Below are 20,522 nucleotides of genomic sequence, written 5' to 3'. Positions count from 1 at the left end.
GGAATCATACTGAGTTCACTTTCTGTTAATGTCTGCGGTGTTAACATGGCTTTAAGTTACTTCTCTTTGTTTTTCGATACTTTCTTTGAGGCACTGATGTTTAGACCCTTAGTTATCTTGCTTCTACTGTTTATGTCCGGGTGTTCGAGTCAGTTGCCGGAGCAGATTGAAACAGGCACTGCAACCAATGTTGCTGCGAATCAGGCTAAAACATCAGGCCTAGATGCTATTAAGACCAAACAACAGGTATTAGAGCTGAAGCTGATGGCATTTCATCGAGAGTGGAAAGGTACGCCTTACCGTTATGGTGGCATGAGTAAGCGGGGCGTGGATTGCTCTGCCTTCGTCTATCTGGCCTACAAGGATATTTTCGGTAGGAAGTTACCCCGAACCACGGCGGATCAGAAAAACCTTGGGCATAAAGTTGCTAAGGGAAATCTGAAAACCGGCGACCTGGTATTTTTCAAAACCGGTTGGTCGACTCGGCATGTGGGTATCTACCTGAGTGACTCTAAGTTTTTGCATGCATCGACGAGCCAAGGTGTGATGATATCCACCTTAAATAATAGCTATTGGAAGCGTAAGTATTGGCTGTCCAGAAGCTTGTAGCTCTCATTTTTGTCGATAAGCCAGATATAATGGCCGCAAATCATGTTAGTTTACATGCAACTAATATCTCCAGCTTCGGTGCCATCGATAGGGCTTGCCGAAGATAACACCACCAGTAGGACTTAAGATGACTAAAGCTAAAATCGGTATTGTAACTGTCAGTGATAGAGCTAGTGCAGGCGTCTATGAAGATCTCTCTGGTAAAGCGATTATCAAGGTATTGAACGAGTATCTGACTTCTGAGTGGGAGCCTGTCTATGAGGTGATTCCTGATGAGCAAGATGTGATTTCTGCGACACTTATCAAGATGGCCGATGAGCAGAACTGCAGTCTAATCGTTACTACTGGCGGCACTGGCCCAGCTAAACGCGACGTTACCCCTGAGGCGACGGAAGCCGTTTGTGATCGTATGATGCCTGGTTTCGGTGAACTCATGCGCGCCGAGTCACTTAAGTTTGTGCCGACCGCTATTCTTTCACGTCAAACAGCCGGACTTCGTGGTGATACCTTGATCGTTAACTTGCCAGGTAAGCCCAAGTCGATTCGTGAGTGTCTCGATGCCGTGTTCCCTGCAATTCCATATTGTATCGATCTAATGAACGGCCCATTCCTTGAGTGTGATGAATCTGTCATCAAGCCATTTCGTCCAAAGGCCAAGTAAGCATATCTTGAAAGTTAAGAGCGTCTCGATGCGCTCTCTATCTTCCCCGGCAATCCCTTATTGCATCGATCTAATGAACGGACCTTTCCTCGAGTGTGACGAGTCAGTTATCAAACCATTCCGTCCAAAGGCCAAGTAGCATATCTTGAAAGTTAAGAGCGTCTCGATGCGCTCTCTATCTTCCCCGGCAATTCCTTATTGCATCGATCTAATGAACGGCCCATTCCTTGAGTGTGATGAATCTGTCATCAAGCCATTTCGTCCAAAGGCCAAGTAAGCATATCTTGAAAGTTAAGAGCGTCTCGATGCGCTCTCTATCTTCCCCGGCAATCCCTTATTGCATCGATCTAATGAACGGACCTTTCCTCGAGTGTGACGAGTCAGTTATCAAACCATTCCGTCCAAAGGCCAAGTAGCATATCTTGAAAGTTAAGAGCGTCTCGATGCGCTCTCTATCTTCCCCGGCAATTCCTTATTGCATCGATCTAATGAACGGACCTTTCCTCGAGTGTGACGAGTCAGTTATCAAACCATTCCGCCCAAAGGCCAAGTAAGCTGATTTTTAAAAAAGTGACTAAGGCCCGGTAATTTCCAGGCTTTTTATTGTCTGCTTTACAGTTTCTCACAACTTTTTAGCGCTTTTGTATAATTTAGCATCCCCTGTTTCATCTCCACTGTTTTAATCTTATGGATCAAAGCATGACCTATACTTTATTAGGTCGAAATCATATCGATTCGAATAAATGTTGAGGAGAGAGGGATGGAATTTTTATCTTCATGGAGCATCAAACGTAAATTGATGGCTGTGATGTTAGTTTTTGGCTTAGCCGGGGTAACCATACTGGTCGATGTCATCATTAATACAAATTTTGTGGCAGATAAGTTTGAGGAATATGATCAAGCTGGTGTGAACAGTCAAAAGTACATCTTATCTATCAGCCGAGACATGAATTATGTTTCTCGTCTATCACGTAGCATCATGCTTGGAGATGATTTCGACAAAAATTACTCTCTGTTAGATACTCGAATTCGTGATATTTATAGCCATTTCGATAACCTCGAAGCTTCTCTAAGACTGGTCTCGGACAGAGATGCTAAGAATCGGCTTAATCAGTTGATGGCGAATTCTAAACAAGCCACAAAGGCATTCTTAGAAGATGGCCGCGCTCGCATGTTACAGCTTAAATCCGTTGATCGTAATCCGGATGTCTTACAGGAAGCCTGGAGTTCATATCGTACAGGGGCGAGTCCTTTCGCTAATAAGGCTAGAGCTAGTTTCAAAGAGCTAGTTAGAGCCGAGGAAAGTTCCAGACAGGAGATACAGCAGGCTGCAATCGCTTCCATGGCTGACATGAAACAGCAGCTGATCTTAATTACCATAGGTTCTTTTGTGCTTGGTGGTCTGCTGCTCTTCTTTGTTGCACGAGGTATTTTACATTCTGTAAGCACCTTGACCCGGTCCATAGATGACATAGAGAGAAATTCTGATCTGACCCGTCGCATCGAAATCAGTAGTAAGGATGAATTTGCAGCTCTTTCTAGAGCGTTTAATCTGATGCTAGATAAGTTTCAAGCTAGTATTAATAGCGTTTCCGATACTTCGAAGCAGTTGGCTGAGTCGGCACAAGGCATGGCGAAGGTTACCTCAGAAACTGCCGCTTCGGTCCAGAGTCAGAGACATGAGCTGGACATGGTTGCCACTGCGATGAATGAGATGACGGCAACGGTTGTCGAGGTGGCTAAGAATGCTAATGATGCCGCAGATGCCGCCAATCAGACTGATGACCAATCGAAAGAGGGCATGCAGGTCGTCAATAATACCGTGGATACTATTGTTGGTTTAGCTGCCGAGATAGAAAGTGCTGCCGAAGTGATACAAAACTTAGAGAAAGACAGTAATCAAATTGGCACTATTCTCGATGTTATCAAGGGGATTGCCGAGCAGACTAACTTGCTAGCGCTAAATGCGGCTATCGAAGCCGCTAGAGCGGGTGAGCAAGGAAGAGGATTCGCCGTGGTTGCCGATGAGGTCCGTACTTTAGCGAGTCGAACCCAAGAGTCTACCGAAGAGATTCAGGCGATGATCGAGAAGCTACAAGGTGGAGCTAAAACAGCAGTGAGTGTCATGTCGGATAGCCGAAAGTATGCCGATGAGAGTGTGAGTCATGCCAAATCTGCTGGTGAGGCCTTGCAGATGATCACGCAATCTATCGGTACCATTACCGAGATGAATACTCAGATTGCCACAGCAGCAGAAGAGCAATCTGCGGTATCGGAGGAGATCAACGCTAATATCGTTAATATCAATCATGCTGCCGAAGAAGCCGCCGAAGGTGCTAACTCGACATCCAGTGAGAGTGAACGTTTAGCCGAGATGGCGCAAGAGCTGCAACTGCTGGTTCAGCAGTTTAAAACCTAGTCTTCTCGTTACCTAGGGAAGCGTATTATTCGCCCTAGGTTCCCTTCTTAATGATCTGATAGGCGCTATACCCGGTAAACATTAGTAAGCTGGGTATCGCCACTAAGTGGGCAAAGATGTTGGGCTCGGTGCTAAAATGTAGCCAAAATAGTAATGCCCAACTTATTCCAAGATAACTCAGGCTCATCACCAGATGCTTATTCGATTTTGACATCATTTACTCCTATTAATCACTTCTATTCATTACTCGTGTTCAGCTAAGAACCTGCAACACTTTCTGGTCTTCAACTGAAGCTTTCATTGAAGTTCCCAGTGTCATCTCAGTATAAAAACTAGACAAAATCTTATAAAGTGTCATTATTGACAAAATAAGGGTTAAAAGTGACAATTTGTGTTTTGGTCATAGTCTTTGAATTATAGTCTTGTGGTCATAGCTTGATGATTGAACTTGAGGAGAGACTGAGATGAAGAAAATAATAATATTGGCTGCAGGGAATGTGGTTGCCGGTGGTATTGTCAGTTTTCTCGATGTGTTCAGTTTCTGCAATGTTTATTGGCGACGTATGAATCCAGATGCAAAAGAAGACCTGTTTCATTGTCATGTGGTTTCATATGATGGCCAGCCGGTGAATACCAATCAGCATATTCAAATCCCCGCCATAGGTCTGGATAAACCCGAAGATATTCTGCAAGCCGATGCGGTTATTCTTGCGTCTGCCTTTGTGACGAGCAGAGAGGAGTTTCAAGCTTATCTCAATGAGTTTGAACCTTTGTTCGAGCCCCTGAGGCTCTTCGCTGCCAGTGGAAAACCCGTGGCTGCTTATTGCTCCGGCACCTTGATGTTAGCCGCCTCAGGCGTGCTTAATGGTCGCACGGCCACGACGGTTTGGTGGTTAAAGGAGATGTTCGAGCGAAATTTTCCTGATGTGAATCTCTGTATGGATAAACTGGTCATCTCAGATGAGCATATTCATACCGCTGGCGCGACGACTTCGAATCTGAGTCTGGCACTTCACCTGATAGGAATTCTTGCCGGTGAACAAATTGCCCATCAGATGGCCAAGATATTACTGATAGACCCCAATCGAACCTCGCAACAGCCCTTCATGTCCATGGATCTATCCATTGGGGTTAATAATCACAAAGATGAGTTGGTGACTAAGATCCAAAATTGGATGCAGGCACAAATAGGGCAGAGTTTCTTGCTCGATGATATCGCTGATAAATTTGCTGTGGGTAAACGTACCATGATCAGGCGTTTCAAGAAGGCGCTCAATGAGACGCCTGCTAGTTACATGCAGCGTTTGCGTGTCGATGAGGCTAAGCGATTACTCGAAACCACCGAACTTGCCCTGGAGCAGATAGTAGATAGGGTTGGCTACGAAGATGTGAGTTCATTTAGAAAGCTGTTTATTCAGCTGACGAGTCTTAGCCCCAGAGCCTACAGGGAAAAGTTTAATACCCACAGCTGCTGTTAACTCAACTCATGCATGAGCAGCAATGTGGGTTGCTTTGAATATCGGAGTGTAGAGAGAGGTAAACTTATAGAGCATTAATCTCTCGTTTGAGATCATGGCTGCCATCTGTGACTATTTTCTCCAGAGTCTGCACCCTTTCTTCGAGATGACGATTTTGCTTGCGCAGCAGTGCTAGCTCATCTTGGTTAATATCTGACCTGTTCACCTTGCAAAGTCTTAAGTACTGCTTAAGGCCTTCGGTAAACGTCACGCTGGCGATAAATACGATCATAACAACCATGATAATCAGTTCTTTATCTATCTCTCTCCTTATGATGTAGCCCTGAGTGCGAGTCACTCTGGGCTTCTAGCTGTGTTATTGATATACCAATCGGTATAAAAGTGTGGTCACTCAGCGAGAGTTTAGCGCTTCGGAGGCAAGGCAACGAGTGAGGAACATATATTCTACGTTTAAGCTCGTTAACGCCGTATCGGAAGTGCTAAAACTCGCCTTTCAGGAGTGTTTTTGGCAGCCTACTTCTGTGTTGAATGAGCTCGAAAGGGATCACCATTCCCTCACTCATCCGCCTTGAATTATGCAGCCAAAAATAACTCTGAGTTGACCACTTTCTTATACCGATTGGTATTATAAACCGAAGATTATCTTCTCGCTCTTGAGTGATCTTTCCATGCTGAAGGTCAGGGCTAGGGCGATAACTAAGGTCACGACCGAGGACAGCACTAGCTGCAACATAGGGATTTCGCGTCCCTTGATGAAGGCGATCAGTGCCTGTTGCTGCCCGGAGACAGGGAGCCACTGCAAGGTATCAGGGGCTATGTTGTAGCTGGCGGCCATCGACAGCATCATGGGTACTATGAGTACTAAAGTCAGATAGGACTGAGCCTCTTTAAAGCTCTTGGCCATAAAGGAGACAAAGAGTTGCAGGCTTGCGGCCATCATGGCTATGGGTAGTCCAATCAATAGCATGAGCAAGATGAAGTCTGTGCTTATGTTGACCGTAAATCCAAGTTCATGCCAGGGGACATAGGCATAGGATATTTTGGAGATGATCAGGGTTAACAGCAGACCCAACATGGCGAACACAGTAACGGCAAACACCTTGGCTAGCACTATGCTACGGGTCGATACCGGATGACTGAGTAACAAGGCCAATGAATTTCGCTCTCGTTCACCGGCACTGGTATCTATGGCCAAGTTCATACCCGAGATAAACACCGCATAGATCATGGTCATGGTGGCGACACCTAAGATAACCCCGCCCTTGGAGTCCGGCGTGGCTTGATCTTCTATCTTCACCTTAATTGGCTGAACCACACGTGGATCTATGCCTCTGGCTATCAAGCGTAAGCTACCCATCTCGGCGCTATAGGTCTGCAGGTTACGCTCGAGACGACGAATAGAGTTTTGTAGCTTCTCGTTAGAGTTATCGGCTATCAGTATGACTTCGGCGCTGAGGCCTTTAGCCATCTGAGCGGCATAATCTTCGCTGATAACCAGACGGATATCTTTTACATCCAGCGGTTCACCTTCATCATCAGTACTGCGACTATCACCATGGGTGATCCCTTGGCTGGATAGGTACTTGATAAGATCCGGAGCGTTATCGGCATTCTCTATCTTGATGTTGAGATCTTTCGGACTCGACATCTGACCTATGAGTAGCATAAACATGCCACACATCAATAGAGGAGTACCAATAGCGTAATAGAGTCCGGCCATGACAGAGCGCTTGTCTCTGGCGGCATCGATAAGCTCCTTGCGAACCATGGTCATTATCTTGTTCATCATGCTGTGATTCCCTCATCTTTACCGATAAGTTGGCTTTGAAAACGCGCATCCTGCTTGGATGCTTTGAAGAGCATCATTTGTGAGGCCGTTATCATGCTGCTATTCCCTCATCTGTTCCAATAAGCTGGATAAACGCATCCTCCAGAGAATCCTTACCTGTCTGGCGACACAGCTCATCCGGGCTACCTATGGCAACGACTTTACCGTCCGCCATTACGATCACCTGATCACAGAGTGCGGCAACTTCCTGCATCACATGGCTAGAGAACAAGACACAGTGCCCATGCTCCTTGAGCTCTTTCAACAGATCTCTCAGTACTCGGGTACTCATCACATCTAAGCCCCGAGTAGGCTCGTCGAGTATGATGTTAGTTGGCTGGTGGACTATGGCCTGAGCTAGTGCTGTCTTCATGCGTTGGCCCTGGGAGAAACCTTTGCAGCGACGGTCGGCAATATCATCCATATGTAGTTGGCTGAGTACCTTAGCGGTGGCAGCTTTGGCTTCTACTCTCGATAAGCCATTGAGTTCGGCAAAATAACTCACATACTCTCTCGGGGTCAGTCTTTCATACAGTCCGAAAGGATCCGGGAACAGCCCCAACTGCTGTTTGGCTTCGATAGGAGATTTAGACACGTCAATGCCATCTATCTCGGCGATACCTTTGTCTGCCTGGAGTAGACCGAAAATGGTTCTCAGGCAGGTGGTCTTGCCCGCACCGTTAGGACCAAGCAGTCCGGTTATTTGGCCATCTTTGGCCTCGAAGCTCAGATCATCCAGTGCCTGAACCTCGCCGATACGCTTAGATAGATTAGATACTTTAATCATGGCTAGCTCCTTGGGCTATGGCTTGCTTTGGCTTTTGTACGGGCTCTTGTGTATGTTCCGGGGCGGGAATGGCCTCGACTGTACTGGCATTGAGGTAGAAGTTACGACTCACATCCTTGTTCAGGCATTCACCGTCTAAATCCTGCACGTTGCCAGTGTCGACTAGCTCTGCGATAAGGTCATTACCGCAAGATTGATGAGCGACTCCGTGGGTAGCATAAGGAGCAATAAAGTGCCTGGCATTAGTGAGTTTTTCCATGGCTAACTCCCCCCAACTCGGCGGTGTGGCCGGGTCTAACTCTCCCGATAACACTAAGGTGGGAATGTCGCTGCTAATGGGCGCAGAGAAGTCGGCATCTACGGCTGGCATATTCCAGATGGCACAGGATTGTTCGAATGTGGTCACCATCTCCCTGCCAAAATAGGTTTGGTTGGCGGCGTCTCGCTCGGCAGTTGTGAGGCGTTGCCAATCTTCGCCACAAATAACCGAGGCATGCATGCCCATGGCGATGCCTGTGCTATCGATAGTGAGAGAATACAGACCTAAGATAGGTTGGAAATTCTCTTTAGCGGCCTCACTGATTGCATGTGGGATAAGCGCGCGGACATTAGGCATATACAGGGCCATTCTGATGGCTCCCATAAATTTGGCCCGCGTCATGGTGAGTTGGGTTGCCTCGCCAGTTAACGGGTCTTGTACCTGGCTGACCATTGGTGCTATGGCTAGCTTGGCATCGACACTGGCTAAGTCTGCTTTGAGGTTGGGAAACTGAGCGCCGCAGAGTTTGTTGGTGTTGCAATCCTTGATTAACAAATCGAAGGCGCGGCTGATGGCATTGCCGATGGCGAGTACACTCTGTTGCATCGGGACTACGCCGTCTATGGTGACAGTCGATAGTGCTTCCGGGTAGTGACTTAGATACAGCTGTGCCATGCGAGTGCCGTAGGAGATGCCATATACATGCAGCTTCTTATAGCCGAGATGCTTGCGTACGGCTTCGAAATCATCCAGTGCATTCAGGCTACCGTATTGAGTGACATCGGCGTCGAGTTCATCCAGACAGGCTTGAGTCTCGGTGGCTACATCGAAATCTGCTTCGTTAATGGCCAGGGCATCTTCGAAGCCGTCTCCTTCGCAATTTAGGATATTGGAGCGTCCGGTGCCGCGCTGATCTATGAGTAAGATATCCCTACTCTGACGTATCTTTCTGAACATACGGCTGAAGCCTGCGGCGTTATCTATGGCAGATTGGCCCGGGCCGCCGGCGATGGCAAGAAAGGCTTCGGAATGATTATCGCTTTTTATCGCAGCCAGCACAGCATAGTGGATCTCTATCTGCTTTCCATCTGGCTTAGCGGGATTCTCCGGTACCGTGATAAAGCCGCAGTTAACTTGCTCAGACAGGCCATCCAGATAGCAGGTTTGCTCATTCTGGCTAGCTGGATCCTCAGTGTTATTCTCGCTGTTATCAGCATCTGCAGAGGCAAAGGCGGGAAGGTTGAGAATCATGCTGCTGATAACGAGTGTGCCGATCAGCGTCATTAATGGCTTGCCCTTTACACTATTTATGGCCTTTCTTGTCTCTGACCTGTCTCGCTTTCCATGAAACATACTGGCTATTCCTTTCTTGAAAATTACTCAATCTATGCTAAATTACGTATCGGTGTATCAATGTATTAATACAGTGTCTAAAGGCTAATGTTAGAACTAATAAATGTCAACCCCAGTAGTGGTGAGCCCATATATCGACAGTTGAGCGAACAGATTGTGCGTTTAATTGTGGGTGGCCAATTAGAAACAGAACAAGTGCTGCCTTCGGTGCGGAAGATGGCCGAGCACCTGTCGGTAAACCCCATGACAGTTTCCAGGGCTGTGCAGCAGCTGGTCGAGCAGGGATGGCTGGAGAGGCGCCGTGGCCAACCTACCAGAGTGGCTAAACGTGAACATAGCGAGACAACTTCGAGTGCCCAGCTGCTTAAGCCCGAGGTTGATGAGCTCGTGTCCCAGGCCAAACAATTAGGCATCAGTCGTGATGAGTTAATGGAACTCATCGATACTTGTTGGTAAAGCGGTAAAAGAATAAACAAAATAAGAACAAAGGATTGAACTGATGGATATGAACCAAGCGCCGATTCTTGAGTTTAACAAGGTCAGCAAATGTTTTTCTGCTAAAGACGAGGCCGATAAGACTGCGATTAATTGCCTCTCAATAAAATTGTTCCCCGGCATGGTAGTGGGTCTATTGGGGCAAAATGGTGCGGGAAAGTCGACCCTGATGCGCTGTGCGCTTGGGATCATAGAGCCAAGTTCGGGTGAGATCACCACCTTAGGTGAGCCGGTTAATCAACTTAGCTCAGAGGCTAAGGCGCAGATAGGTTATGTGCCACAACAACCCTTCGGCTATGAGGGCTTCAGTGTCTCCAGGGCATTGGAATTACATAGAAGCTTCTATCCCGCGTGGGATCGGCAGCTTGAGAATACCTGGCTTGAGCGTTTCAATCTCGATTCTAAGCAACAAGTTCAACGCATGTCTGTGGGTCAGCGTCAGTCTCTGGCCTTGATCATGGCCATGGCCTACCGACCTAGGCTACTTATTCTGGATGAGCCTGTTGCTAGCCTGGATCCCATAGCCAGACGCAAATTTATGTCTGATCTGTTCGAGCTGGCGCTTGAATCTGGCTCGGCCGTGCTGTTTTCATCCCACATCACCTCAGATCTGGAACGTGTCGCCAGTCATCTGGCACTCATGAGATCCGGCGAGCTGGTGTTGTTCAAGGAGATGGACAGTGTGCGCGAAGAGGTCAAGCTGCTTACGTTTGCAAATGGTGAAGAGATACCGGAAGGGCTAAACGTGCTCAACCAGCATGGCAACAAGGTGCTGGTGGATAATTTCTGCGCTGTGAAGTATCCAGATATATCGGCCCAATCACTGAATCTTGAACAGCTGTTTATGGAGCTGCACAGATGAGTCGCACTAACCCAGAGCTGATTCAGCCCAGGAGTGATAATGGCCCTTGGCTGAAATTATTGCAGTGTCGATTCGCAGGCGTGATCCGCTTCTGGTTCTACGATCTGGGTAGCGCCAGCTTTATGGGAGTCACATTACTGGGTTTATTGATGCTGGTGCCGATCATTGGATTCGAAAAATTCGAGATTCTTCCTCTTATTTTAGGCCTGGTACAGGTCTCTGTATCGGCGGCGGTGGCCTGGCAGCTGAATCGGTTAGCGGCGACAGAGTGGTCAATACTGATCCCTGAATATAGACGGAACATATTCTTTCAGTGCAGCTTCATGCTGCTGAGCTCATTTTCTATCGGCACCTTAGTCTGCTTACTGGTAGGGTTGGAGGCGGCATTTACCCAACTGCTGTTAGCGACGGGTTTAGGACTGATTTTTGTTTATCTATGCCAGATAAAGATGGCTGTCTATTATCTGTCTATCTTGCTCTATCTGTCTTTACTCTTCATTGACTCGATAGCCGAATCTCTTTCTCCTGTGATGATAGCGGCAGTGGTGCTCGCTAACCTGACTTTAGTCTGGGCTATATGGAAAAGAGCCTTGGTAAGTGGCTGGCATCCCGATGCCAGGACTATCTATCTCAACGCGCTGGAGATGGGAGGAATTTGGCTACCCAATGCTAAGTCTTACCCCTTGATCTTTAAGCTCGAAAAGCATCTTCATCCGGTTAATTTCTTCATGGGTCCCTTGCTGGCCCTGTTAATCATAGCCATGCCGATAATCACACTCATAGTTGCGGCGTTGGCTCAGCTGGTGGGCGTGGAGGTCCCGGCCCTGTTTATGTTGGTGCAGTTTAGCTGTGTGGCTTGCACTATGGTTCATTGGAGCCGTATTCAGCGTTGGCGAGCGGTAGAAACTCTGTTTATGCTGCCAGGCTTCAGTGGCAAGCAGGGAATGATAGATGCGTTTAATCGCTCTCAAATTAACTTGTTAATCTTGTTCACCCTGATCATGGCGGCTACCGCGGCTCTGGTTGCGTTATTCAATCCAGCCATCACTTTTGCTATCTGGTTCCACCTCGTCTTGAGCACCTTCTTCGGTTGTGGTTTTCTCTTGGGGGCTGGGAGTGCGTGTAAAACGGCACTACAGCTGTCCACAACTATGCTGATAATTATTGCGCATTCGGCTTGGATTTCGGGAAGTTTACGTGTGTTTGCCGAAGAAACCGACGTTTGGCTATGGTTTGCGGGAGATCTGGCTCTAGTTGGTATATCCATGCTAACTATATGGTGGGGAAGTAAAAAGTTGTGGAAAGGCGATCTGGTTTAAGGCCACAAATTTTACAAAACTGTGGCAGAACTAACAAAAGTTGAGCAATTGCTCTTATTTTTCTTGGGCCATTGACGTAAAATGTCCGGAAACAGGAACACCTGTACGCTTAAAAAGGCCCCAAATATATGTCACTCGAGCAGTATCATTTAACACGATTAATCAAGAAGCAGAGCCTGCAACTCGGCGATGCTATCGCGCTCGAAGGATACGAAATGGCGGCCCCATGGCATCAGGTGAGTTGGAGCGATTTCGGTAGCATCAGCTCCCAGGTAGCTCAAGCCTTGATTAATTTTGGCTTCGAGGCGCAAGATCGCGTGGCTATCCTTGCACAGAACAGCCCTCAGTGGACCTGTGCCGATATTGGTTGTCTCAAGACTCGCGCCGTAGTAGTGCCTATCTATCCGACTAGCACCTTCGAACAGGCGAGCTATATTATCGATGATGCCGAGGCGAAACTTATCTTCGCCGGCGATCAAGCTCATTACGAGATGGCCTGTAAACTGACTGACGTATGTGCCAGCTTGATACAGGTGGTGGTGTTCGATAAGAACGTCACCCTGCAAGACAATGCCAATCATCATTACTTCGACGACCTTATTGCCGACAGCTATCCGGCAAAGACACTCATCGAGTTGGATAAACGACTCGATGCGGCCAATTTGGATGACTTGCTTACCCTGATATACACCTCAGGTACCACTGGTGAGCCAAAAGGCGTGATGTTGGATCACCGTAATTTTGCCTCTATGGTGCGTCAGCACGATAGCTTCTTACCATTTACTCCCGGTGACGTGTCTCTGGCCTTCCTACCTTTGAGCCATGTGTTCGAACGTGGCTGGAGTTTCTACGTGCTTAGCCGTGGTGGTCATAACGTTTATCTGCAAAACCCCATGGCGGTCAAAGAAGCCATAGTCCAGGTACGCCCACACACGCTTTGTGTGGTACCAAGATTTTTAGAGAAGGTGTATAGCGCGGTACAGGATAAAGTCTCTAAGGCACCGAGTAGCCGTCAGAAGTTGTTCGCCTGGGCCATGAATGTGGGTCATCGTCAATCTGAGGTGGGTCAGGGCCGCGAGAAGGCATCACTGGCTTTGAGCCTGCAATGGAAACTGGCCGATAAATTGGTCTTTAGTAAGCTAAAACAGGTACTGGGCGGACGCCTCAAGTTTATGCCTGTTGGTGGTGCTGCGCTAGACCCTAATGTGAGTGCCTTCTTCCAGAGTATCGACGTACCTGTGTTGTGTGGCTACGGTATGACTGAAACGACTGCCACAGCTACCTGTAATACTCTGGCTAATCGCGTTCCCGGCTCTAACGGCAATGCCATCCCCGAAGTCGAGATCAAATTAGGTAAAGATAACGAGATCTTTGTTCGCGGCGATACCGTGATGCGCGGTTACTATAACCGTCCACAAGAAACCGCAGATACCTTCGAAGATGGCTGGTTGAAGACCGGCGATGCGGGTCGTATAGATGAGCATGGCAACCTGTTTATTACCGATCGTATTAAAGAGCTGATGAAAACCTCTAATGGTAAGTATATCGTGCCACAACGCGTCGAGGGTAAGGTCGGTTGTTGTCCTTTCATCGAGCAAGTTGCCATTGTTGCCGATGCTAAAAACTATGTCTCCGCCTTGATTGTCCCAGCCTTCGAAACACTCGAAATATGGGCGAAAGAGAAGGGGCTGCATTATGAGTCACCCATGGAGCTGTTACGTCACAGCCATGTTATCGAGCATTTCGATCAACGCCTCAAGACACTGCAGAGCGATCTGGCTGGTTTCGAGAAGATTAAGAAGTTTACTCTGCTACCGGAAGCTTTTTCGATGGAAGCGGGTCTTATTACACCGACCATGAAGCTACGTCGTAAGGTGATTTATCATAAGTATGCCCGTGAGATCAGTGCTATGTATGGTAAATAGATCTGCTTCGCATCTCTATGCATGTCACAGTGTGACGTTATCAAGCAATGATGACGTTATACCATTCCGAGTAAGTATCTGATCATTCAGCGGGAGTTCAAAGCACTGCAGGCAAGGCGAATGTTTGAAGCTAATAGTTATTCTATATCGAGAACATTCAACGTAGCATAAAGGGCTTTGAAACCCGCACTGCGTGAGGCTCTCAGTGTTTCCACTTCTGTGTTACATTGACTTAAAAGGGAATAACCATTTCCTCATCAATGTGTCTTGAATTGAAAAAACTGAGAGTCTCTGAACTGACCAGATACTTATATGGCATGGTATTAGAACAGCAAGAATAATAAGAGGATATTGAGATATGTCAGAGACCTTTTTTAGTTTAGCCATCCAGCCAAGATTTAATGAGACCGATGGTCTGGGCCATATCAATAACACTGTGCTTCCTGTGTGGTTTGAGGCTGCACGTGAGCCGGTATTCGAGATCTTCAATCCTAGCCTGGACCTAAGTCAGTGGAACCTGATAGTGGCGGGTTTTACCATTGCTTATACTTCGCCGACTAATTATGGTTCTACCGTATCGGTAAAAACTTGGATCAGCCGGGTGGGTAACTCTAGCTTCGAGGTGGCTCAGCAGAGCTGGCAAGAGGGGAAGATGACCTCAGAAGCTAAGACGACTCTGGTGCATTACGATTACGGTATAGATAAGAGTCAGCCGATTTCAGCCGAGGTTAAATCTCAGCTTGCAAAGCTAACTGGTGAATAGTTCGCTTTTGTTGATATTAAAGGGCTGACTATAAAAACTTCTGTACATACCAACAGCTAGCCTTAACCTCGAGGTTAGCTGCTTTTGCCCAGCTTAATCCATATCTAACCAATTTTTCGGCAAATCCTTGTCCACGCAGATTATCGGGCACAAAAGTGCTGGTGAAATCAACCTGGTCATCATTAATTGTTATAAACAAGTACGGCTTGCTCTGTGTCTGAATGGATGACAAACCTGTGCTCGTTTTTCAGATGTTTAACCACTGATTCGATCATTTATTACTCCGCTTTCACTTCTTTATAGGTTTTTAGGGCATCGAGTAGCTCTGGGGTCAGCGTCGCTTTTTTACCTGTCTTGAAGTTAAACATCACGACTTGCGAGCTACCTAAGGTGGTGACAGCTTCTTGAGCCTTGCTGAAAACCGTATAATTCATCATGAAGCGGTCGGCCTTGATATCGCTAATTTTCACGCTCACTAACAAGGTGTCGGGAAAGGTGACAGGGCGCTTATAGCGGGCATGATTATCACTCAGTACAGGGCCAACTTGGGTTATTTTCAGATCGCCGAGCAGGTTTATCTGGCTAAAGAAATCGATCCGCGCTGTCTCGAAATATTTGAAGTAGACCACATTATTTACGTGCTGTAGGGCATCCATCTCTCCCCAGGCTACGGTGATCTCTGTGTGGACTGGGTTTTGTGCGATAAACTGTTCTAGCATGCTGCCTCTCGTTATTCAAACGGTTGTTTAACTTGAGGGGCAGCATAGCAGCATGTCATAGTGGCAACAAGTTGAACAAACTATATAGATAGCATGAGGTTGACCTGTTTATGGGACTGAGAATTCGCCAAGCAAGTATCTTCGGTACGCTGGCAGTTACTGGACTAACGTTAGTCGTGCTAATGTTGTTGAGCATTAGTCTGGATGCAGTAGCCGTAACAGACCGCTATATTGCGGTGAAAAACGCAGAAGATAAGCAAGCCAAAAATCTGATTAAACCCATATCGAAACAGATGCTTGCCCTATTCGATGAGCAACTTCCCATGAAGCAAGCACTGACGATAATCTATGGCGCTGAAGACGGTCCTCTGTTTGACCCTGATAGCAGTCAGATACTTATTCCTTATGAGTTTGTGACAGAGGTTTATGCTCGTTTCCATCATGACAACTACCAAGAGACAGGTGTGAGCCCAGAAGATGCAACCCGCGACGTCTTGATGCATACTCTTGCCCATGAATATGGCCATGCTTATATCTTTAGCAATCAGGTGATAGTGCTCGGTAAGGAGGAGGATGCGGTTGATACCTTAGCGACGCTAATGCTCATTCACTCCTTCGATAATGGCGCTGATATTGCCTTGAGCGCAGCCGATCTGTTTTCGTTGGAAGATGAGGATATTAAAGAGCTTGATGATGATCATTTCTGGGATGAACATAGTTTAGATGCCCAGCGATATTTCAGTACCTTATGCCTGATATACGGCAGCAATCCCGAGAAATACGGCAAGGTTATTTCTAAAGCTCAGTTAGAAATTGAAAGAGATAGCTACTGTGAGGAGGAGTATTTCAGACAAACGGAAAACTGGGACAGGTTAAAAGAGCGTTACAGTGTTTTACCGAGCAAGGTGAAATAATACCAATCGGTATAAAGAGCAGACATAAAAAAGCACTCTATTTAGAGTGCTTTCTTATATAAAAATATGTTCGGTTGTTAGAATGTCAGTTCGGCGAAGCTGGTGATCTGCTTATGGCTGCCTGTACGCTGGTCATCTGAGCGAACCATCTGCATGGTACGCATACCCGCTTCTTCGGCCGCTTTAAGCTCTTCAACCACATCAGAAATATACAGGACTTGCTTAGGCGCTAAGCTGATGGTGTTGATGATGTTGCAATAAGCCTGTTTGAACAGCTTGTTACCGGTACGGGTATCGAAATGGCCATCAAACTTAGGGGTTAGGTCGCCGCCATCACTGTGAGCAAACAGTAGCTTCTGTGCTTCTGCAGAACCAGATGAGAAGCTGTAAATACGCATGTTTTGCTGTTTAATTCCATCGATAGCCTGGATAAAATCAGGGAAGATATGACCGGTGAATTCGCCCTTGGCATATCCTTGCTTCCAGATTAAGCCTTGTAATGTCTTAAGCGGCGTGGCTTTTCTGTCTTCGGCCACCCACTGCTGCAGGATCTCGGTAACACGCTCGAGTGAAGCATCTGGCTCTAGAGCGATATCTCTCACATCACAAATGCAGTTTTCTACTAAAACATTGTGTTCATTTTCTTTAAGAAAATCGGGTAGTACCTTGGCTGAATAAGGAAACAGCGTGTCCTTAATAAAGCTAAGATCGGTTGTTGTACCTGCTGTATCTACAACTATGGCTCTGATACCCATGATTACTCCACAATGTGCCCGGAATCGATGTTCCAGTAACTGATAACGTTATTTTCAATGTCGATCCTAAGCTGAAATCTCCGCTATTACTAGCCTAATCTGTGTTCAAAATGTATTAAATTTACCGAATATGCCACATAAATGCTCATATGAAGCTAGATAGTGATCTATAAGTTACCTTGACCTTTACCAAGGAGGATTGAACTGGGATTTGATTCGACATGGATTGGACAAGGATTAGTCAAAGCTAAAAATGGTGCTAGCTTGGCTGTTTATCAAAATCACAGGAGTGACAATAATGATAAAACAGCAGGTATTAGCTCTTCTTCTATTCCCTCCGAAAGCTAATCAGTATCCTTGTGTCGACTTCTGGAGAAGAAGTTTTGTTTTTATGTTTTTAAGACGTTAATATGCAAGCGTTTTTAAGGGTTATTATTGTTACCAAAATGCAGCGGGTGCATTTAATACAGTAAACAGACAAATATAGGGATAGCAATGAAACTCAACTCTCTGTTAACCGCAGGCATGTTACTGGCCGCGGCGACAACACCTGCTTTTGCCGCTAAAGATCTGGGTTTTTACCTGGGTGGTCAAGTTAATAACACGGCCATAGAAGATAATATCGGTGCGTTTGATGAGTCTGCTACTGGGTTCGGTGTTTATGGTGGTTATAACTTTAATGACAGCTTTGGCATTGAAGCGAGCATTTTTGCGACCGATAGTTTTGTCGATGAAATGGATTTTCGTATGGCGGCCATGACAATTTCGCCTGTGGTGCGACATGCTTTTACTGACAGTGTCACGGCTTATTTGAAGGCTGGACTGGTGGTCAATAGGACTTATAGCGACGATGACAATGTTGATGAGAGTTATCAAGGCACTGGTTGGTTGTTTGGTGCTGGTGTGGATGTGACGTTAACTCAGTCTTTGGCGCTGCGAGTGTTTTATGAGATCAGTGAAACAGACCCAGAATCCGACAAGCGTGATGATTACTTTGCCGATATTAGCCTTGTTCAATATGGAGTCGGTTTGCATTACCGATTCTAACGGCTTGGTATCCATGCCTCTCGCGTAGAGAAGTTATTATCATGGCTTTCGCCTTCTAACGGGAAGTCATCTAGTCTACAGATGGAAAATTTGAAATTGTCTGCTGTTAGTGAGGAGAGAAAGGCAAGAGCTGTCTAAGGTATAAGCTATTGAAGCTATATGTAGTGAATGCCGACTACTTTCCTCTTGGTCATCTGGGAGAGTAGGCGGCACAGCTCATTTCCATTCTTCATACACCCTATGGAATGAATAAAAGTAGAGAACGCTAGTTCTCTACGCATAAGCTCTCTACTTAAATTTCTCTAAGTAAAGCTCACCAAAAAATACTCTTTAAACGAGAGAAACCAAGGGATTCAGTAGTCATCCATGAGTAAGACAGTCGTTGTTTTTCTGTCTTTCTCTGTGATAATCCAAACCTGCTCTTTACCGTATGCATAGCTGGAGAAGATTCTGCCATCAGATTTAGTGGCTTCATCATTCCTTGCTTTACCCTCGGAGCATAGTTCTCCCCAGTCACGATTTTTATGTCTTTCTAGCAAAAGGGATACCCCTACACATTGAGGATTCGTTTCCATTGTTTCTCTCAAGAGTGTTCGCACAGTTTCCTTAATGACAATATTACCAAGCTCGAATGGAATGCTGTCAGAGGTGTTGATGTGCTCGCTTTGACTTAACTCTTTAGAGTGTTTCATTATATGTTCCTTTTATCTAAATTATTGCGCTTTTCTCGCCTGACGGTGCAAGCACTTGTCATACTTCTGAAGTGCAGGAAAGCCAAATGGATCCGACTTCATGCAAAGCAGGTTATGACGTAGAAAAGCTGAAGTAGATTCGCAAAGAACAAGCAAGATGCCAGCTAATAAAGGTATCCCTGATGTAATAAATGAACTAGATCAAAGTTTTAAGGTTATCAGGAAAGGATTAGAGCTAATTAGCTCGTGTAAACGTATTCTCTAAACTCGAAGATAGCCCCCCTAGATGATTTACATAAATACAGCTATGAGTACCATAATCTCACTAAGTACTCATAACGTCAGATGAAACCAGCTTAAACGATGAGCCAGCTTCATCGTTCAGACCACCTTCCCTCTAATTAATCGAGAAACACCATCTCTGGTGCGGCATGCATCAGGAAGTTCTGATGGGAAATATTCCAGGCATAGGCTCCGGCTTGAGTAAACACCAGATAATCGCCCAGATTTAGCTTGTCGATATATTGCTGTCTGGCTAACACATCTTTCGGAGTACAGAGTTGGCCCACCAGAGTCACATGCTGTGCTTTTATGCTGGGCTCAGGTATACAGAACTCTGACTTACCAGACTCTATTTCAGGAGCTGGATCAGCCTTTACTGACGATCTTGAGTGTACAAAGAAAGGGTGGTCATGACTCTGGGCCGCTGGAGTGCGGAAATGATGGGTACCGCCGTGCCCTATGGCGAACCATTCCCCATGACTCTGCTTGATGTCCAGCACTTGCATCACATAACAGCCGGCATTGGCAGTGACGAAACGGCCACACTCGAAGCGTATGCTAACTTGTGTCATGGATTCTTGCTCTATGAGGCTTGCCAGCTCGCTACAGAACTTGGGCCAATCGAATTTCTGCTGCGGATTCACATAATCTATGCCTATGCCGCCACCTACGTTCAACAGACTCAGATCAAGCTCATAATCCCGGCACCAGCTCTTGAATGTGCGGAAGTACAATTTCATCAAGGCAAGGTGGCGTTGGGGGTCTAACTGGTGTGACATCAGATGAAAATGAAATCCCAGTAACTCTATAAACGGTTGCTCGCGGATAATGGCGATAGCAGAGTCAAGCGCGTCAACATCCAGCCCGAATGGGGTGGGCTTGCCTCCCATGGTTAGTCGGGTCTGTTCTATGCCATCCAGGCCTATGTTCATTCGTAGCAAGATACGGCAGCGACGCTGTTTTTGTTTGCACAGACTGGCTATGCGGCTCAGCTCCAGTAGGCTTTCAACATGAATAGCCTCAATATCGATATCGATCGCATAAGACAAGTCGCTGATTAGTTTCCCCGGGCCGCCGAAGATAAGAGGCATCTGGGGCTGACATTTATGTAGCCAGTTGAGCTCTCCTCCGGAGGCGGCTTCGAAGCCATCTACCAGAGGTGCCAAGATCTTGAGGACCTTTTCTTCGGGATTAGCCTTGGCGGCATAATAAAACTCACAGTTTTTCGGTAGGGCCGAGACTATCTCCTTGGCGTGATCCCGTAGAGAGGCAAGATCATAGATGTAGGCGCATAGAGGTGTATGTTTATCTTGCTTAGCCGCGAGTTTATCGATTGCTTGGGTAATTCTATCCAT

At 46.5% G+C, this 20,522-nt stretch carries 20 protein-coding genes and 4 pseudogenes; 14 read left to right on the top strand and 10 right to left on the bottom strand.

The window, feature by feature from the left end:
• Window positions 1-96: 96 nt before the first annotated feature.
• From FM037_RS27945 to FM037_RS27935, 6 genes and pseudogenes are all read left to right on the top strand, one after another.
• The gene (locus tag FM037_RS27945) at window positions 97-609 is read left to right on the top strand and encodes an NlpC/P60 family protein (protein ID WP_144049168.1); all 513 of its coding nucleotides are present in this window, start codon (window positions 97-99) and stop codon (window positions 607-609) included.
• Between the two features lie 127 nt (window positions 610-736).
• A complete protein-coding gene (mog, locus tag FM037_RS27940; protein ID WP_144048691.1) occupies window positions 737-1,270 on the top strand; it encodes a molybdopterin adenylyltransferase in 534 nt (177 codons plus the stop codon).
• Between the two features lie 46 nt (window positions 1,271-1,316).
• A pseudogene (locus FM037_RS30565) lies at window positions 1,317-1,409 on the top strand (molybdopterin adenylyltransferase); the annotation flags it as partial.
• A 45-nt stretch (window positions 1,410-1,454) separates the two neighbouring features.
• Window positions 1,455-1,547, top strand: a pseudogene (locus FM037_RS28935) (molybdopterin adenylyltransferase); the annotation flags it as partial.
• Between the two features lie 184 nt (window positions 1,548-1,731).
• Window positions 1,732-1,824 (top strand): annotated as a pseudogene (locus tag FM037_RS28925) (molybdopterin adenylyltransferase); the annotation flags it as partial.
• A 206-nt stretch (window positions 1,825-2,030) separates the two neighbouring features.
• A complete protein-coding gene (locus FM037_RS27935; protein WP_144048690.1) occupies window positions 2,031-3,689 on the top strand; it encodes a methyl-accepting chemotaxis protein in 1,659 nt (552 codons plus the stop codon).
• A 34-nt stretch (window positions 3,690-3,723) separates the two neighbouring features.
• Here the strand turns inward: FM037_RS27935 and FM037_RS27930 are convergent, their stop codons facing one another.
• Window positions 3,724-3,903, bottom strand: coding sequence for a hypothetical protein (locus FM037_RS27930; RefSeq protein ID WP_144048689.1), 180 nt, complete (start codon window positions 3,901-3,903; stop codon window positions 3,724-3,726).
• Window positions 3,904-4,153: 250 nt separating this feature from the next.
• Here FM037_RS27930 and FM037_RS27925 point away from each other — a divergent pair, with 250 nt between their 5' ends.
• The gene (locus FM037_RS27925; protein ID WP_144048688.1) at window positions 4,154-5,167 is read left to right on the top strand and encodes a GlxA family transcriptional regulator; all 1,014 of its coding nucleotides are present in this window, start codon (window positions 4,154-4,156) and stop codon (window positions 5,165-5,167) included.
• 64 nt (window positions 5,168-5,231) lie between these two features.
• Here the strand turns inward: FM037_RS27925 and FM037_RS27920 are convergent, their stop codons facing one another.
• From FM037_RS27920 to FM037_RS27900, 4 genes are all read right to left on the bottom strand, one after another.
• Window positions 5,232-5,504 carry a phage shock protein B gene (locus FM037_RS27920; RefSeq protein ID WP_229381031.1) on the bottom strand — a complete coding sequence of 91 codons (273 nt, stop codon included), beginning with the start codon at window positions 5,502-5,504 and terminating at the stop codon, window positions 5,232-5,234.
• Between the two features lie 288 nt (window positions 5,505-5,792).
• A complete protein-coding gene (locus FM037_RS27910) occupies window positions 5,793-6,953 on the bottom strand; it encodes an ABC transporter permease (protein WP_185977100.1) in 1,161 nt (386 codons plus the stop codon).
• Window positions 6,954-7,047: 94 nt separating this feature from the next.
• Complete coding sequence (locus FM037_RS27905; protein WP_144048685.1) at window positions 7,048-7,782, bottom strand: ABC transporter ATP-binding protein; 735 nt, start codon at window positions 7,780-7,782, stop codon at window positions 7,048-7,050.
• Window positions 7,775-9,394: an alpha/beta hydrolase gene (locus tag FM037_RS27900; protein ID WP_144048684.1), complete on the bottom strand. Its 1,620-nt coding sequence runs from the start codon at window positions 9,392-9,394 to the stop codon at window positions 7,775-7,777. Before FM037_RS27900 ends, FM037_RS27905 begins: the two co-directional genes overlap by 8 nt.
• 87 nt (window positions 9,395-9,481) lie before the next feature.
• Here FM037_RS27900 and FM037_RS27895 point away from each other — a divergent pair, with 87 nt between their 5' ends.
• From FM037_RS27895 to FM037_RS27875, 5 genes are all read left to right on the top strand, one after another.
• Entirely contained in the window at window positions 9,482-9,850 is a 369-nt protein-coding gene (locus FM037_RS27895) for a GntR family transcriptional regulator (RefSeq protein WP_144048683.1), read from the top strand.
• Between the two features lie 43 nt (window positions 9,851-9,893).
• On the top strand, window positions 9,894-10,751 hold the full coding sequence (locus FM037_RS27890; protein WP_144048682.1) for an ABC transporter ATP-binding protein: 858 nt from the start codon (window positions 9,894-9,896) through the stop codon (window positions 10,749-10,751).
• Entirely contained in the window at window positions 10,748-12,070 is a 1,323-nt protein-coding gene (locus FM037_RS27885; RefSeq protein ID WP_144048681.1) for a hypothetical protein, read from the top strand. The genes FM037_RS27890 and FM037_RS27885 overlap by 4 nt, the downstream gene beginning before the upstream one ends.
• 128 nt (window positions 12,071-12,198) lie before the next feature.
• Window positions 12,199-13,995, top strand: a complete 1,797-nt coding sequence (locus tag FM037_RS27880) for an AMP-dependent synthetase/ligase (RefSeq protein ID WP_144048680.1) — start codon at window positions 12,199-12,201, stop codon at window positions 13,993-13,995.
• A gap of 358 nt (window positions 13,996-14,353) precedes the next feature.
• The gene (locus tag FM037_RS27875) at window positions 14,354-14,758 is read left to right on the top strand and encodes an acyl-CoA thioesterase (RefSeq protein ID WP_144048679.1); all 405 of its coding nucleotides are present in this window, start codon (window positions 14,354-14,356) and stop codon (window positions 14,756-14,758) included.
• Window positions 14,759-14,786: 28 nt separating this feature from the next.
• On the opposite strand, the pseudogene FM037_RS30510 reads toward FM037_RS27875, so the two are convergent.
• Both FM037_RS30510 and FM037_RS27865 read right to left on the bottom strand, forming a co-directional pair.
• Window positions 14,787-15,033, bottom strand: a pseudogene (locus FM037_RS30510) (GNAT family N-acetyltransferase).
• A gap of 3 nt (window positions 15,034-15,036) precedes the next feature.
• The gene (locus tag FM037_RS27865; RefSeq protein ID WP_144048677.1) at window positions 15,037-15,477 is read right to left on the bottom strand and encodes an acyl-CoA thioesterase; all 441 of its coding nucleotides are present in this window, start codon (window positions 15,475-15,477) and stop codon (window positions 15,037-15,039) included.
• A gap of 110 nt (window positions 15,478-15,587) precedes the next feature.
• Here FM037_RS27865 and FM037_RS27860 point away from each other — a divergent pair, with 110 nt between their 5' ends.
• Window positions 15,588-16,391: a DUF4344 domain-containing metallopeptidase gene (locus FM037_RS27860; RefSeq protein ID WP_144048676.1), complete on the top strand. Its 804-nt coding sequence runs from the start codon at window positions 15,588-15,590 to the stop codon at window positions 16,389-16,391.
• A gap of 77 nt (window positions 16,392-16,468) precedes the next feature.
• Here FM037_RS27860 and mtnC read toward each other — a convergent pair whose 3' ends face one another.
• Window positions 16,469-17,146: an acireductone synthase gene (gene mtnC, locus FM037_RS27855; RefSeq protein WP_144048675.1), complete on the bottom strand. Its 678-nt coding sequence runs from the start codon at window positions 17,144-17,146 to the stop codon at window positions 16,469-16,471.
• A 495-nt stretch (window positions 17,147-17,641) separates the two neighbouring features.
• On the opposite strand from mtnC, the gene FM037_RS27850 reads away from it, so the two are divergent.
• Complete coding sequence (locus FM037_RS27850; RefSeq protein ID WP_144048674.1) at window positions 17,642-18,193, top strand: porin family protein; 552 nt, start codon at window positions 17,642-17,644, stop codon at window positions 18,191-18,193.
• A 353-nt stretch (window positions 18,194-18,546) separates the two neighbouring features.
• Here the strand turns inward: FM037_RS27850 and FM037_RS27845 are convergent, their stop codons facing one another.
• On the bottom strand, window positions 18,547-18,885 hold the full coding sequence (locus FM037_RS27845; RefSeq protein WP_144048673.1) for a type I restriction endonuclease subunit M: 339 nt from the start codon (window positions 18,883-18,885) through the stop codon (window positions 18,547-18,549).
• Between the two features lie 401 nt (window positions 18,886-19,286).
• The gene (locus tag FM037_RS27840; RefSeq protein WP_144048672.1) at window positions 19,287-20,522 is read right to left on the bottom strand and encodes a type III PLP-dependent enzyme; all 1,236 of its coding nucleotides are present in this window, start codon (window positions 20,520-20,522) and stop codon (window positions 19,287-19,289) included.

Source organism: Shewanella psychropiezotolerans, from assembly GCF_007197555.1.
GTDB classification, from domain to species: Bacteria; Pseudomonadota; Gammaproteobacteria; order Enterobacterales; family Shewanellaceae; genus Shewanella; species Shewanella psychropiezotolerans.
This window is presented reverse-complemented; position numbering and strand designations above follow the sequence as displayed.